The organism is Bacillus kwashiorkori (genome assembly GCF_001375515.1).
GTDB classification, from domain to species: Bacteria; Bacillota; Bacilli; order Bacillales; family Caldibacillaceae; genus Bacillus_BK; species Bacillus_BK kwashiorkori.
Genome location: NZ_CTDX01000015.1, coordinates 321,624 through 335,126, shown reverse-complemented (window position 1 = coordinate 335,126; position 13,503 = coordinate 321,624). Strand labels below are relative to the sequence as shown.

Below are 13,503 nucleotides of genomic sequence, written 5' to 3'. Positions count from 1 at the left end.
CGAGTACTCCCTTCAGATGAAAGCAAGCTATAAATTTAAACTGACTATTTTTAATATAGCATACGAACGATAGATTAAACAGAAAGGAATAAGGATGTTGCAGGAATATTTTGGAACATGTTAGCGAAAAATACGTAACAAACATTAGCCTAGCCGGATATATTATTAGCGTGCTAACTGACAACCGGTGGCGCACACAACGGAGTACTGATTTTTCATTTACAGAATTACAAAACTGTCCATTTCTGATTTCACTATCATTATTCACCATGAACTAGTTTATACAACTTCCGTGGTCTTCCTCTAGAACCGGACTGCTCCTCCCCAGATAGTTTCGCTAATTGCAGCCGCTCCATCTCTTGCAAAATTCTCCGACCATTTCTCTCCGTACTATTCAGCCAACGGGCTATATCTTGCGAGCTAACGAGATTTTTTTGATAGTAACTAGCAAAAGAAAGCACTTTTGAAACGATAGTTGGACTAATCGTTGCATGTTTAAATTTCTCTTGCCAATCCGTTCCCCACACTCGTGATGAAAAATGTATTTCTTGATCGGCTTCTTCCATCACTTTTATTTCCTGGTTTTCATTTACACTTACAATTACAGGCATTGGGTGCTGTCTTGCCTGTTTAAAAGCTTTTCGAACATGATCTTCAGCTTCAATGACTGTGGCACCATAGCCAATCCCAATTCGCACACGGAGATTCGTTAATGGTTCAACTTGATGTAAAAAAGTAAATAAAGAGTTTTGATGAAGATAAAGTTCCAGTTCTCCTCTCGTTGTAAAAACAAAAAACAATCCGTCACCAAGTTGCATCAACGAACCGCTTACTTGTTCGGAAAAATCAATTAAGTACTTTCTTAATTCCAGTTCATGCCGCTGGTAATCAAAGGAAAAATAATGATCATAGTCGGCTGGTGTGGAAATTGTTTCAAAACCGACAATAGCGATTTGTGATTTTCGGTATTTTAAAGAATATGCCCGCTCCTCTAAAATATGTACAATCATTTGGATTGCTAAATTTGTTGGGATAATCCGAAAACATGGAATTCCGATTTTCTGCAATTCTAATTCCACCACTTTAATACATGTAAATGCGACATCTATTTTCCCTGCCTCATACATCGACCGATGAAAATCAATTAATTTTCGGGCTGGTTTATATCCTTCATATGGAAATGCATAATACGTTAAATTTTTTAAAGAATGAGTATTAAAGGCAAGTTCAATTTCATGTTCTAAAATCGTATCGATACTTATTCTTTGTAAAATTTTTCCCGTTTTTACGGTACCTTCTAATAAACTACCAAATAAGCTCGACCCATGCAGCGGTGGATAGCTACCATCTATTTCATCAATTAAACCGAGGTTTAGTGCATAATGATATGGTGCTTGCCCAGAAAACAACCATTGATCAATAGTATCTTTATTTTTTTCGATGATTGTCGCTACTTCTTCTGTCTTTTCATATATGAAGGTGATAAAATCAATATGTGAAAATTCCTTTGTGGCTAGTTGAATTCGATTAACTGAGTCGCTTGGGCCGATTACACCTATTCGCACTTTCATAAAATATCCTGCCCTTCCTGTTGTAATTATGTTTCATATCTTTGAAAATCTCTTCCAATTAATTCCACGTCAGAATTTAATCATTCATAAAGCATATATTAACATATTTACCCTTTATTTCATTGCTTCTAATCGTAAAAAGGCTGCTAATATTTCCGTTCCTTTATGTAAATCATTCAATGAAGTAAATTCATCAGGATGGTGACTTAAACCATCTCGACACGGAATAAACAGCATGGCGGTCGGCCATTTTTGTGCCATATTCATTACATCATGCCCTGCCCCGCTATTCATAACAATCCCTTTATAATTTAAGCTCTCTCCTACTTGTTTTAGTCTTTGCGATAATGATTTATTTAAAAAAATTGAAGGATTATCCACTATTTTTTGTATGTCAATCTGAATTCCACTTTGGATCATTTTTTTCGTGCAAAAGGTTTCAATCTCTGCATAAAGTTTTGCTTTTAAATCGTCATAAACGGAGCGAATATCAATTCCAACTGTCACTGTCTCAGGAATCACGTTCATTGCGTTAGGCTCAACTTTCATCGTACTGACGGTAGCGACGATCGGTCTAGCAAACTCTTTTTCTATTTGAATGGCTCGCTCCTGGACAAATGTAATAAGAGGAGCGATTGCTACAAGTGCATCGTTCCGATGAGTCATCGGTGTCGTACCAGTATGGCCTGCTTTCCCAGTTACTTTTACTAGCAATCGGATGGGACAAGCAATTCCATCTACAACGCCGAAATCTAGTTCCTTATTTTCTAGAACAGGACCTTGTTCAATATGTAATTCAATAAAACTCTTTATTTCTTCACTAGAACGTTCCGCAAGCGGTACCCTTTCCCAAGTTAATCCGAGTGATTCCATTGCGGATTTCAACGTTGTTCCATTCCTATCTTTTAAATTAGCAAAGCTTTCTTTCCATAACCCAGCCATTGCTTTACTGCCAAAAGTAGAAACGTTAAAGCGGCTCGACTCTTCCGATGCAAAGCAAATAACTTCGATTGGATAGTCGGAGATAAAGTTTTCGTCTTGCAACCTTTTAATTGCAGCTAACCCTGTCAGCACTCCCGCTACACCGTCATAGCCACCACCGTTAATAACCGTATCGAGATGGGAACCAGTTGCCACCGCAGGTAAATGTTGATTTTCCCTCGTTTCCCACCGTGCAATCATATTTCCTGCTGCATCCCTTCTTACTGCTAGACCGAGCGAATGAGCAATCGATTGAAACACGTTCATTGCGCTCCATTCCTCTTCACTATAACCTAATCTTGTAAAGCCATTTGCTTTATTCATTGTCGTTGTTCCATTTAATGCTAATAATTTTTCTTCTAGCCAAGATTTCATGCCTCATTCCCCCTCCTTTTGGAACCTCCGTGAATATCTTCTCCTACTCCATTGTTCTACATTTAAGAAGTAGGAGATACTCGTTTATTTGGCATGAGATAAATAATGGACGGTTCGAGCAATTGTCTCTACGGCAATAGATAAGACTTGTTCATCAAAATCAAAGGCAGGATGATGATGACCTGCTGTTAACGGTGTCCCGAAAATGAAGTAAGTCGCTTTCCCACCTTGTTTCCTGACTGCGTTCATCATATAGGTGACATCTTCTGAACCTTTTAACGGCAAACATGGATGAATAGTCGTTATTTTGTGACTTTCTGAACAAGCCTCTCGCACCCACTCTATCCACTCTTTATCACACTCCGCAACTTCAGCGGCCCCGACTATGTCGAGCCTCGTTTCTACATCGTACAACTGTCCAACTGAAGCAATGATCCGTTTTGCTTCGGATTCCATATATTCGTTTAGTTCTGTCGTTTCTCCGCGAGTTTCCACTTCCATTTTTGCCAAATCTGGGATAATATTTCTTCCGCTTCCCGCTTCTAACTTCCCGACATTAATTCTCGTTGCTCCACTGCCATGTCGAGGTATCCCAGCTAAGTGCAATGATGCAGCAGCGGCAGCAAGTAACGCATTTTTTCCAGTTTGTGGGCTAATTCCTGCATGTGCTGAAACCCCTTCATACGTAACATTTATCTTTGTTGTTGCTAAAAACTCATTCGTCGTTGCCGCAATTTCTCCCAGTGTTAACGAGTGAATACCAATATGGCCACCAATAAATAAATCAACCCCATCAAGCCAGCCTTTCTCGACCATTGCCTTAGCTCCCCTGCCCCCTTCTTCTGCAGGCTGAAATAACAAAGTGAATTTCCCTGTTAATTGGGATTGGAACTGCTGAATAAAATGGGCTACACCAATTCCAATTGCAGCGTGACCATCATGAGCACAGGCATGCATGACACCAGCTTTGTTAGATCGGAAATTTTTACGTTTCGGATAGTGGGACAGTTCATCTGTCTCATGAATTGGTAAACTATCAATATCAAAACGGAGGGCAATATGTTTTCCTGGTCTTTTCGTATCAAAGGTGGCAACTAAACCGGTATGTCCCCCTGACATTTTCTCGAGCCAGCTACTAGGAACACCTGCTTCAAGAGCAGATGCCTCACAATATTGTAAATAAGCTTCGGAAGGAAGACCAATTCTCGCCTCAGTTTTTAACGCATCTTTTCCAATAAAAATTGTAAACCCTAATTGTTCTAATGCTTTCCCAATCATGTACGTAGTTTTATATTCGGTAAAACCGAGTTCTGGTTCGGCATGTAAGTTCCTACGATATTCTAGTAAAATTGGCTCAATATCTTGTAAAAAAGAATCTATTTGAAGCATTTATTTTGCCCCTTCTTTCACTTTTGCAAAATTTGTTAAAGCCTCTAAAACAGTAGTAGTCATCACTTCCATTCCAACAGCAATACAATCTTCGTTTAAAATAAATTGGGAATCGTGCAACGGTTTTTGGATTCCTTCTTCCATTTTTGAACCTAACCAGAAAAACGCACCTTCATATTTTTCTAAAAATCGTGCAAAGTCTTCCCCACCAAGGGATGGATTCACTTCCGGTGTCGCATCATTCCCTAAAGCATTATCTGCTGCCTTTTTCACTACATCCGCCCATTTTGGTGTATTCATTGTCGCAGGGTAACCATCAAAATAATCGATTTCAACATTTGCACCGTGAATTTTTGCCGTCCCTTCGACAATGTTGTAGAATCGTGATTTTACGAGAGATTTTACTTCGTTTTTAAACGTCCGAATCGTTCCTTCGAGTACTACTTTTTCAGCAATTACGTTATAACGGTCACCGCCAGTTATTTTACCGACTGTAATAACAGCCGAATCAAGTGGATCGACATTTCGGCTAACAATCGTTTGTAGTTGATTGATTAGTTGGCTAGCAACAATCACAGCATCTATTGTTTGATGGGGCATACTTGCATGACCACCAGAGCCTTGAATCGTTATTTTAAACCGGTCTGATGCACCCATGATTTCATGCGCTCTTACACCAATTTTACCAACGGGCAAATCAGGCCAAACGTGCAAACCGAATATACAGTCTGGTGCAATGTCATTAAATACTCCGTCCTCCATCATCGGCTTCGAACCACCAATTGGTGCATTTTCTTCTGCAGGTTGAAATACGAGTAAGACCGTACCATGTATCTCTTCTTTCATTTCCTGCAATAATCTGCCCACTCCGATTAACATTGCCGTATGGGCATCATGTCCACAAGCGTGCATTTTTCCGGAAACTTTCGACTTATATGGTAAATTGTTCTGTTCTTGTATGGGCAGAGCGTCCATATCGGCGCGTACAGCGACAACTCCGCCTCGTTTCGCACCTTTAATAATGCCAAGTACACCAGTTTTTGCAAAGCCTGAACGGAATTCAATTCCAGCTTCCTGTAAATAAGACTGAACTTTTTTCGATGTTTCATACTCTTCTCCACTCAATTCTGGGTGCCTATGAAAATCTCTGCGAATATCAATTATTTCTTGCACAAATAAATCTGTTAACAATGCTTTTGCTTTCCCCATGTTGTTCCCCTCCAGTTCGTAGTATCACAAAAAGCTACACGACTTACTTACTTATATATGTTCAAAATGATCATTTGGCTGTGACATTTTTTCGTTATGTTAGGTCCAGCCACTAACTTTTCATATGGAATAGATTAGATTAGCGGGTTACCAAAAAAGGCAACGCCGCTAACAATAATAACGAAACTCCTAATCTTGCTTATTTCTCTCTCTATATTTCAAATAAAATACCCTCATTTTTTTATGATAATGCTAAGCATTTATCCGATGATCCACCGGTTATAAATATACTCCAACACCAGGTCCAAACGGTATTCCTGCAAAGGCAAATACTAGCAACATAATGATCCAAGTAGCTAAAAATATTAATGAATATGGCAACATAAGTGCCATCAATGTTCCAATTCCCGCCTTTTTATCATACTCTCTCATAAACGATAAAATCACGATTAAGTACGGGTTCATCGGAGTAATAATATTTGTTGAAGAATCCGCTATTCTGTATGCTACCTGGATAAAACCTGGATGATAGCCAAGATTCATAAACATTGGCACGAATACTGGTGCTTCAAGCGCCCATTTTGCTGAACCGCTGAAAATAAGTAAATTTAATAAAGCAGTAAAAATAACATAGCCAATAATTACTTGCATTCCGGTCATGTTAATCGAACGTAAAAATTCTGCCCCATTGACGGCTAACCATGTTCCTAAATTTGTCCAGTTAAAATAGGCGATAAACTGGGATGCCGCAAATATAAGCACGATATAGCCCGCTAAATCTTTCATAGCTTCAGCCATATATTTTGGTACATCACGAGATGAGGTGATTTTCTTCACTGTCACACCGTAAGTAACCCCTACAGAAATGAATAGTCCTAAAATAATTGGAATAATCCCGCTTAGGAATGGAGATGGAACAATTCCACCTTCTTCATTTCTTAGCGGAGAATCTGGCCAGAAAAGCCCTACTAGTACAATTGCTACATAAATGAATCCTGCAATTACCGCATTACGAAGTCCCCTACTTTCAAGTGCTCCCACTTTTCCTGTCTCTTTGGAAATTTTTCCTTCATATTTTCCTAGTCGTGGTTCAATAATTTTTTCAGTAATTAAACCACCAATAATTGTTAAAACAAAAACAGATGCAGACATAAAATACCAGTTATCCACTGGGGTAACGCTTACATTCTCATTGACCATCTTTGCTGCTTCGGTACTAATACCAGCAAGTAATGCATCTGTTCCAGCAACAATTAAGTTAGCTGTAAATCCAGCACCTGCACCTGCAAATCCCGCAGCAAGTCCTGCTAACGGATGCCGACCAATTTGGTGAAAGACCATTGCTGCAAGTGGTGGAATTATGACGAAAGCTGCATCTGAAGCGATATTCCCCATAATACCGACAAAGACTACCGAATAAGTGACTGATGCTTTCGGCGCATTTAAAATCGTCTTTTTAATTCCTGTTTCAAGTAACCCAACCTTTTCCGCTAACCCAATACCGAGCATCATCGCTAATACAAGGCCTAATGGCTGGAATCCAGTAAAGTTTTTTAACATCGAGTCTAAAATGTATAGCAAACCTTCTGCTGAAACTAAACTCTTAATTGGTAATACTTCTTTTGTCCCTGGATGAATGACTGTTGCGCCCAAACTGGATACTAACCAAGATAGTAAAATAATAAAGACCGCTAAATAAATGAATAGCATAAACGGATCTGGCAGCTTATTCCCTGCGCGCTCAATCCCATCCAACAGGCGCAAATACCCCTTCTTTTTTTCCACTTTTGTCGTCTCTGGATTTGGATTAACCATAAAATTTCTCCCCTCTCTTTACGGAAATATTCCTTATTATTTCCGTTATTAAAAACATATTATACTAATCTAGAAAATATTGCAACAACGGTGCCTGTCCCCAACAATTCGCAACATTTGCAATTGTTGGGGACAGGCACCGGCACCACGCACACGTTTGCCACGTTAAAGTTCCCGATTGACTATTTTTATTTAGCTTTTTCCCTATAAAAAAATGTTTTTTTAAAAAGATATTGTATTTTTCATAGAATAATAGTATTATTTTAATAAAAGTGAAATTGTTTACAAATCAAATCATTGCGCAAATTGTGCAAACGATTGCACAAAAGTAACCGTAGCTTATAAAACATTTGATTGCTATCAAATCACTCATTTTTGTAAGCGCTATTTTGTAAGCGTTTCAACACGCAATTTACACCAATATTAAAGGAGGTGAGCATAAAAGTCTCACTTTATATAAAAAAAAATAAATCAAGGAGTGAATGGTTTTGACAAAGAGAATGAAAAAAGCAATAACATACTTAACAATCTTTTTATTATTATTTTCCGTCAGCAACTCCGTGTATATTCCGAACACCTTTGCTGAGGACTTACCAGAAACAGTAAAGGATGCCAGTGATATTCCCGAAAACACATTGCGGATCCATTACCAACGGGAAGATGGAAACTATGAAAATCTTGGATTATGGTTATGGGGAAGTGTTGTAGAGGAATCTCAAAATTGGGCCACTGGTGCAACACCTTTTATAGCTGATCAAACCGATGATTATGGTGTCTATCTCGATATTCCGTTAATAAACAACGCAAAACAAGTCGGTTTTTTAATAGTGAATCGGGAAAATGGAGATAAAGATGGTGGCGATAAGTTAGTAGATTTTTTCCACCCAGCCCTCAATGAAATATGGGTGAAACAAGGAACAGACGAAGTATTTGTCGTGGAACCTGTAGAACTTCCAGAAAATACAATCCGGATTCATTATGAAAGAGAAGATGGGAATTACGATAGTTGGGCAGCATGGATTTGGGGAGATGTAAAGACTGCTTCAGAAAGTGTTGGTAGTTGGCCTAACGGAGCTACAGATGCAGCAGGTGTTGGCAATCATGGCGCGTATTATGATATTGAGCTAAAAGAAAATGCAAAAAGTATTGGCTTTTTATTTGTGAATAAACAAGCAGACAAACAAACAGGCAATTATGAATATTCCCTACCAACTGGTGTGAATCAATTTTTTGTAAAAGATGGAGATGAGCAAGTGTATACAACTCCTTTTGGAACCATTCCAACAGAATTAATTTCTGGGGATTTATTATCTGACAAAAAAATACAATTGAGATTTTCAAAAACAGAAGAATTAGAGATAGAAAAGTTACTAGAAGAGGTAACGGTGAAAGACAAAAATGGTGTTACCGTTCCATTAACAGATGCAAAAATTATTAATGAAAAATTAGTGGAATTATATGGAACGTTCGACTTAGAAGCACAACCATTCCAAGTTACTTATCAAGAAAAGACCATTAGTGTCGCAGGTGGTTGGAAAATGATTGATGAAATGTATGGCTATGATGGAGAACTAGGTCCTACATTAAATCAAGATGGAACAGCAACTTTGAAAATTTGGTCACCAAAAGCAGATAATGTATCCATTATTTTATATGACAAGGATGACCAAGATAAAGTAGTGAAAGAAGATATTTCACTCACTTTAGGTGACCGCGGTGTTTGGCAAGTAACATTAAATAAAGAAAATACTGGTCTAGATAGTTTAAGAGGTTACTATTATCATTATAAAATTACTCACGGTGAAGAAACGAATATCGCCCTTGATCCTTACGCGAAATCATTAGCAGCATGGGCAAATCCAGAGTCTGGTGGTAAATACCCAGTTGCAAAAGCAGCGATTGTAGATCCTTCGACAATCGGACCGAAACTAGATTATACTTCTATCGACGGATATGAAAAACGAGAAGATGCGATTATTTACGAAGTACATGTTCGTGATTTTACATCTGACCCTAGTATTGAAGGTGAGTTAACTGCCCAATTCGGTACATTCAAAGCATTTATTGACAAACTAGATTACATTCAATCATTAGGTGTTACACATATTCAACTGTTACCAGTTATGAGCTATTTCTTTGTTGACGAATGGAAAAATGACGAAAGACTATTAGAGTATGCTTCAGAAAATACGAATTATAATTGGGGTTATGACCCACAAAGTTACTTCTCCTTAACGGGGATGTATTCGGAAAACCCAAATAATCCAGAACTACGGATTGCTGAGTTCAAAGAATTAGTGAACGAAATTCATAAACGTGGCATGGGGGTTATTTTAGACGTTGTTTATAACCATACGGCAAGAATAGAGCTATTTGAAAACTTAGTGCCAAATTATTATCATTTTATGGATGCAAATGGCAATCCGAAAGAAAGCTTCGGCGGCGGTCGTTTAGGAACAACTCATAAAATGACGAGAAAATTCATGGTAGATTCAATTACTTATTGGGTCGATGAATTCAAAGTGGATGGCTTCCGTTTCGATATGATGGGTGACCATGATGCAGAAGCAATTCAAATGGCATATGATGAAGCAGCGAAACTAAATCCGAATATTATCATGGTTGGTGAAGGTTGGGTTACGTATGCAGGTGATGACAATGAACCAGTGCAACCAGCCGACCAAACTTGGATGCAGTTTACAGATAGTGTTGCTTCCTTCTCTGATGAAATTCGCAACGAATTAAAATCAGGTTTTGGTAGCGAAGGTCAACCTCGTTTCTTAACGAATGGTGCGAGAAATATTCAAGTAATCTTTAATAATATAAAGGCACAACCAGGGAATTTCGTAGCAGATGATCCTGGAGATGTTCTTCAATATATTGCGGCACATGATAACTTAACACTTCATGATGTTATTGCTCAATCAATCAAGAAGGACCCTGAGTTCTTTGAAGAAGAAATTCAAAAACGAATTCGCCTCGGTAACTCGATGATTTTAACAGCGCAAGGAACAGCATTTATCCATGCAGGACAAGAATATGGACGAACGAAACAATTTAAAGCAGAAACAGATAAGGCTCCTAATAAATCGACGTATATGACGGATGAAAATGGCAAACCATTCACTTATCCATATTTCATTCATGATTCTTATGACTCGACCGATGCAATTAATATGCTTGATTGGAAAAAAATGACGGATGAAGAACTTTATCCATTGCAAACGACAACTAGGAAATTTACTGCTGGTCTAATCCAATTAAGAAGATCAACAGATGCATTCCGTTTAGGTGAAAAAGATCTTGTTGATCAAAATGTTACGTTAATCAATGCGCCTGAAATAAAAGCAGAAGACTTAGTCATTGGCTACCGTACTGAAGCAACTAATGGTGACGCCTACTATGTATTTGTCAATGCAGATGATGAAGAACGGACATTAACATTAAACGAAGACTTAACGAAAGGCGTTGTCCTCGTTGATAGTGATGAAGCTGGTGTGGAGAAAGTTTCTGAACTTACTGGCGTGAAGTTGACGGAAGAAAATATCACCATCGATCCACTGACAACAGTTGTTGTTAAAGTAAGTGCGGATGGGGATAAAACGGAAGAACCAGAAAAACCTGGAGATGGTGGTACTACTCCGGAGAATCCAGAAAAACCTGGAAAACCTGGGAATGAAGGCAATACTCCGGAAAATCCAGAAAAACCTGGGAAGCCTGGGAATGAAGACAATACCCCAGAAAATCCAGATAATGATGGAAAAACTCCTACAGACACGAATAACGATAAAACGGATGGAACGAATAACGATAGCAAACCACTACCAAACACTGCAACAGGTAGTTACAATTCGTTATTACTAGGATCTTTCCTATTAATTGCAAGTTTAACAGCATTCTACTTCGAACGGAGAAGAAGGAATGCTTAGATAAAATGTAAATAAAAACCTGTCACTTAATTTTAGTGACAGGTTTTTTTTATGATTTATAAACATAATTAAGACATTTTCTTTTAAGCCCAACATCGTTTGCAGTTACGAACTTACAATAAAAGCGACCATATTCATTGGCCGCCTCTACTAATCTAATTAATTTTTTAGAGTGATTTTGTGGCATACTCCAAACGACCCTCTTCCACAATGTTTTCAATTGTTTCATCCCGTTCAATTGCTTGAATCATATTTTCAGCAATTAAACGAACGATAGGAACGGCTACACTATTTCCAAACTGTTTCCATGCAGCAGTTCTACTTACTACGATCTTAAACGTTTCTGGAAATCCTTGCAAGCGGGCACATTCTCTTGGAGTTAACCTTCTTGGATTTTTTCCTTCTTGGGGAATAAGAATCTCACTACCATCTTTATAATATCTTGCGCTAAGAGTTCTACTGTAAGAATCTAAATCTGCTAAACCGTATCCGAAACCATTACCTTTTGCAGCATGTTTTTCTTTGTATGCTTGTAAATATTCCCATAACTTATCCGATAAAGTATATTTATCATCTACATTATCCTCTAATATAGTACGGAGAGCAGGACCTTCTTTTGGAACTTCTGGAAACTTAAATTTAATTGGTTTCTTAAATCCTACAATATAAATGCGTTCTCTATTTTGCGGAACTAATCCCTTTGCATTTATTACGTCATCATAAACGGTATAGCCTAACTCATCCTCTAATATTTTTTTAATGACTTTGAATGTTTTCCCTTTATCATGGTTTCTTAAGTTCTTAACATTTTCTAATAAAAAGGCTTGAGGTTGTTTTTCTTTAATTATTCTAGCTATATCAAAAAATAATGTTCCTTGTGTTTCGTCTAAAAAACCATGTTGTCTTCCTAAACTATTCTTTTTACTAACACCTGCTATACTGAACGGTTGACAAGGAAAACCTGCAAGGAGAATGTCATGATCAGGTATTTCTTTTTCGTCAACTTGTCTAATGTCTCCAACTGGTGTTTCTCCAAAATTTGCCTCGCCCTTTTCTGGTTACAAATTTAGAGTTAACTTTATTGGGAGTTTCATGTTTTGCCCATGCTGCTAAGAAGCAATCGTCCATCTCCACTTTCATGTATCCATCCACTTGGAATTAGTTCCTACTCCTCCTTGAGTACGTCAAACTAACTCTATTATTAATATCGCGTACTTTCCTTTTTATTTAGCGTTTTTTTAATAATTTTGATATATTTTATCATAATGAAGTATATTCATAGAACGACTTCCCTACTCATATTTTCGCCAATTTACGTTGGATATACCATGAAGTTATTTCACTCTTCTATATTCAGGAATAATCATCAACACAACCCTTGCAACTATTCGAACATCCAATTTTATCAAAGGATTGAAAATGTTTCGCCATCCTGAAAAAAAGCATTTGTTTTACCTTCCTCCAATATTATTTATTTCTTATTTCTCAGCAAATTTTAATGTAATTCACATGTACATCTCATTAACTAAGTATATGATAAAATAAAAATACATATAGGAGTTGGAATTATGAAATCATTTATCATAAAAATTATTGGAGTATGTGTGCTATTATTTGGAGGAATTTATGCGGCGACCTATGCTTGGGGTTCTTCTGATTCATCTGATAGAACCAAAACTAGTCAGCAATCAAGAGAACAACTTACTAATATAGAAACTCTACCCGAATTTGCAACGATTTCTGCAACTATAAACATAGAGCATGTAACGTTTCGAGTTGCTAAAGATAATCCCTATACACGGGTGATTATTTTTCAAACTGTAAATAAGAAAGATGGCTATAAAAGTATTTTTTCAAAAGAAAGTAACCATTTAAAAATTGTCGATTTTAATAACGGTATATTGTTTAATCAAGCTATTAATGGGAACGATTTACCAAGGATTGCTTTTAATCAGGAAATAGACATATCCCCCTGTTTCTATGTCCTACCCTCGTCCAAACACCCTTTCACCCTTACTCTCCCAAAGCCTCAACCCCATTTTCACGCCCCAAGGCAATGTTAAATAGTTCTTCCCTCAAAAGCCCATTTTTCGCCTCTTTTTTCGGTTCTGGGTTGTATCGAATATTCTGGAAATGTTAAAAAGATTTTCCCCACCTTTGGGGAAAAGTATTGAGGTATAAAAAAATTCATCCCGTTGGGAAAAATAACAGAATAAAGATTGGAGGTCGATTTT

At 37.6% G+C, this 13,503-nt stretch carries 7 protein-coding genes and 1 pseudogene; 2 read left to right on the top strand and 6 right to left on the bottom strand.

Features of this window, described 5'->3' with window-relative positions; all coding sequences use genetic code 11:
* Positions 1-260 precede the first annotated feature (260 nt).
* From BN1242_RS08295 to BN1242_RS08275, 5 genes are all read right to left on the bottom strand, one after another.
* On the bottom strand, positions 261-1,571 hold the full coding sequence (locus BN1242_RS08295; protein WP_062354161.1) for a hypothetical protein: 1,311 nt from the start codon (positions 1,569-1,571) through the stop codon (positions 261-263).
* Between the two features lie 114 nt (positions 1,572-1,685).
* Entirely contained in the window at positions 1,686-2,927 is a 1,242-nt protein-coding gene (locus BN1242_RS08290) for a M20 family metallo-hydrolase (protein WP_062354158.1), read from the bottom strand.
* An 84-nt stretch (positions 2,928-3,011) separates the two neighbouring features.
* Positions 3,012-4,316: an amidohydrolase gene (locus BN1242_RS08285; RefSeq protein ID WP_062354155.1), complete on the bottom strand. Its 1,305-nt coding sequence runs from the start codon at positions 4,314-4,316 to the stop codon at positions 3,012-3,014.
* Positions 4,317-5,525 carry a M20 metallopeptidase family protein gene (locus BN1242_RS08280; RefSeq protein WP_062354152.1) on the bottom strand — a complete coding sequence of 403 codons (1,209 nt, stop codon included), beginning with the start codon at positions 5,523-5,525 and terminating at the stop codon, positions 4,317-4,319.
* Positions 5,526-5,804: 279 nt separating this feature from the next.
* Positions 5,805-7,340 (bottom strand): AbgT family transporter, encoded by a 1,536-nt coding sequence (locus BN1242_RS08275; protein WP_062354149.1) that lies wholly within the window; start codon positions 7,338-7,340, stop codon positions 5,805-5,807.
* Between the two features lie 482 nt (positions 7,341-7,822).
* Here BN1242_RS08275 and BN1242_RS08270 point away from each other — a divergent pair, with 482 nt between their 5' ends.
* A complete protein-coding gene (locus BN1242_RS08270; protein ID WP_420806016.1) occupies positions 7,823-11,269 on the top strand; it encodes a pullulanase in 3,447 nt (1,148 codons plus the stop codon).
* 167 nt (positions 11,270-11,436) lie between these two features.
* On the opposite strand, the pseudogene dcm reads toward BN1242_RS08270, so the two are convergent.
* Positions 11,437-12,303, bottom strand: a pseudogene (dcm, locus tag BN1242_RS13225) (DNA (cytosine-5-)-methyltransferase); the annotation flags it as partial.
* A 534-nt stretch (positions 12,304-12,837) separates the two neighbouring features.
* On the opposite strand from dcm, the gene BN1242_RS08260 reads away from it, so the two are divergent.
* On the top strand, positions 12,838-13,332 hold the full coding sequence (locus BN1242_RS08260) for a hypothetical protein (protein ID WP_062354143.1): 495 nt from the start codon (positions 12,838-12,840) through the stop codon (positions 13,330-13,332).
* Positions 13,333-13,503 lie beyond the last annotated feature (171 nt).

Bases quoted from the DNA above. Each gene is read 5' to 3' on its own strand.
- BN1242_RS08260 (WP_062354143.1), top strand. From the start codon at position 12,838: ATGAAATCATTTATCATAAAAATTATTGGAGTATGTGTGCTATTATTT.
- BN1242_RS08275 (WP_062354149.1), bottom strand. From the start codon at position 7,340: ATGGTTAATCCAAATCCAGAGACGACAAAAGTGGAAAAAAAGAAGGGG.
- BN1242_RS08285 (WP_062354155.1), bottom strand. From the start codon at position 4,316: ATGCTTCAAATAGATTCTTTTTTACAAGATATTGAGCCAATTTTACTA.
- BN1242_RS08280 (WP_062354152.1), bottom strand. From the start codon at position 5,525: ATGGGGAAAGCAAAAGCATTGTTAACAGATTTATTTGTGCAAGAAATA.
- BN1242_RS08270 (WP_420806016.1), top strand. From the start codon at position 7,823: ATGGTTTTGACAAAGAGAATGAAAAAAGCAATAACATACTTAACAATC.
- BN1242_RS08295 (WP_062354161.1), bottom strand. From the start codon at position 1,571: ATGAAAGTGCGAATAGGTGTAATCGGCCCAAGCGACTCAGTTAATCGA.
- BN1242_RS08290 (WP_062354158.1), bottom strand. From the start codon at position 2,927: ATGAAATCTTGGCTAGAAGAAAAATTATTAGCATTAAATGGAACAACG.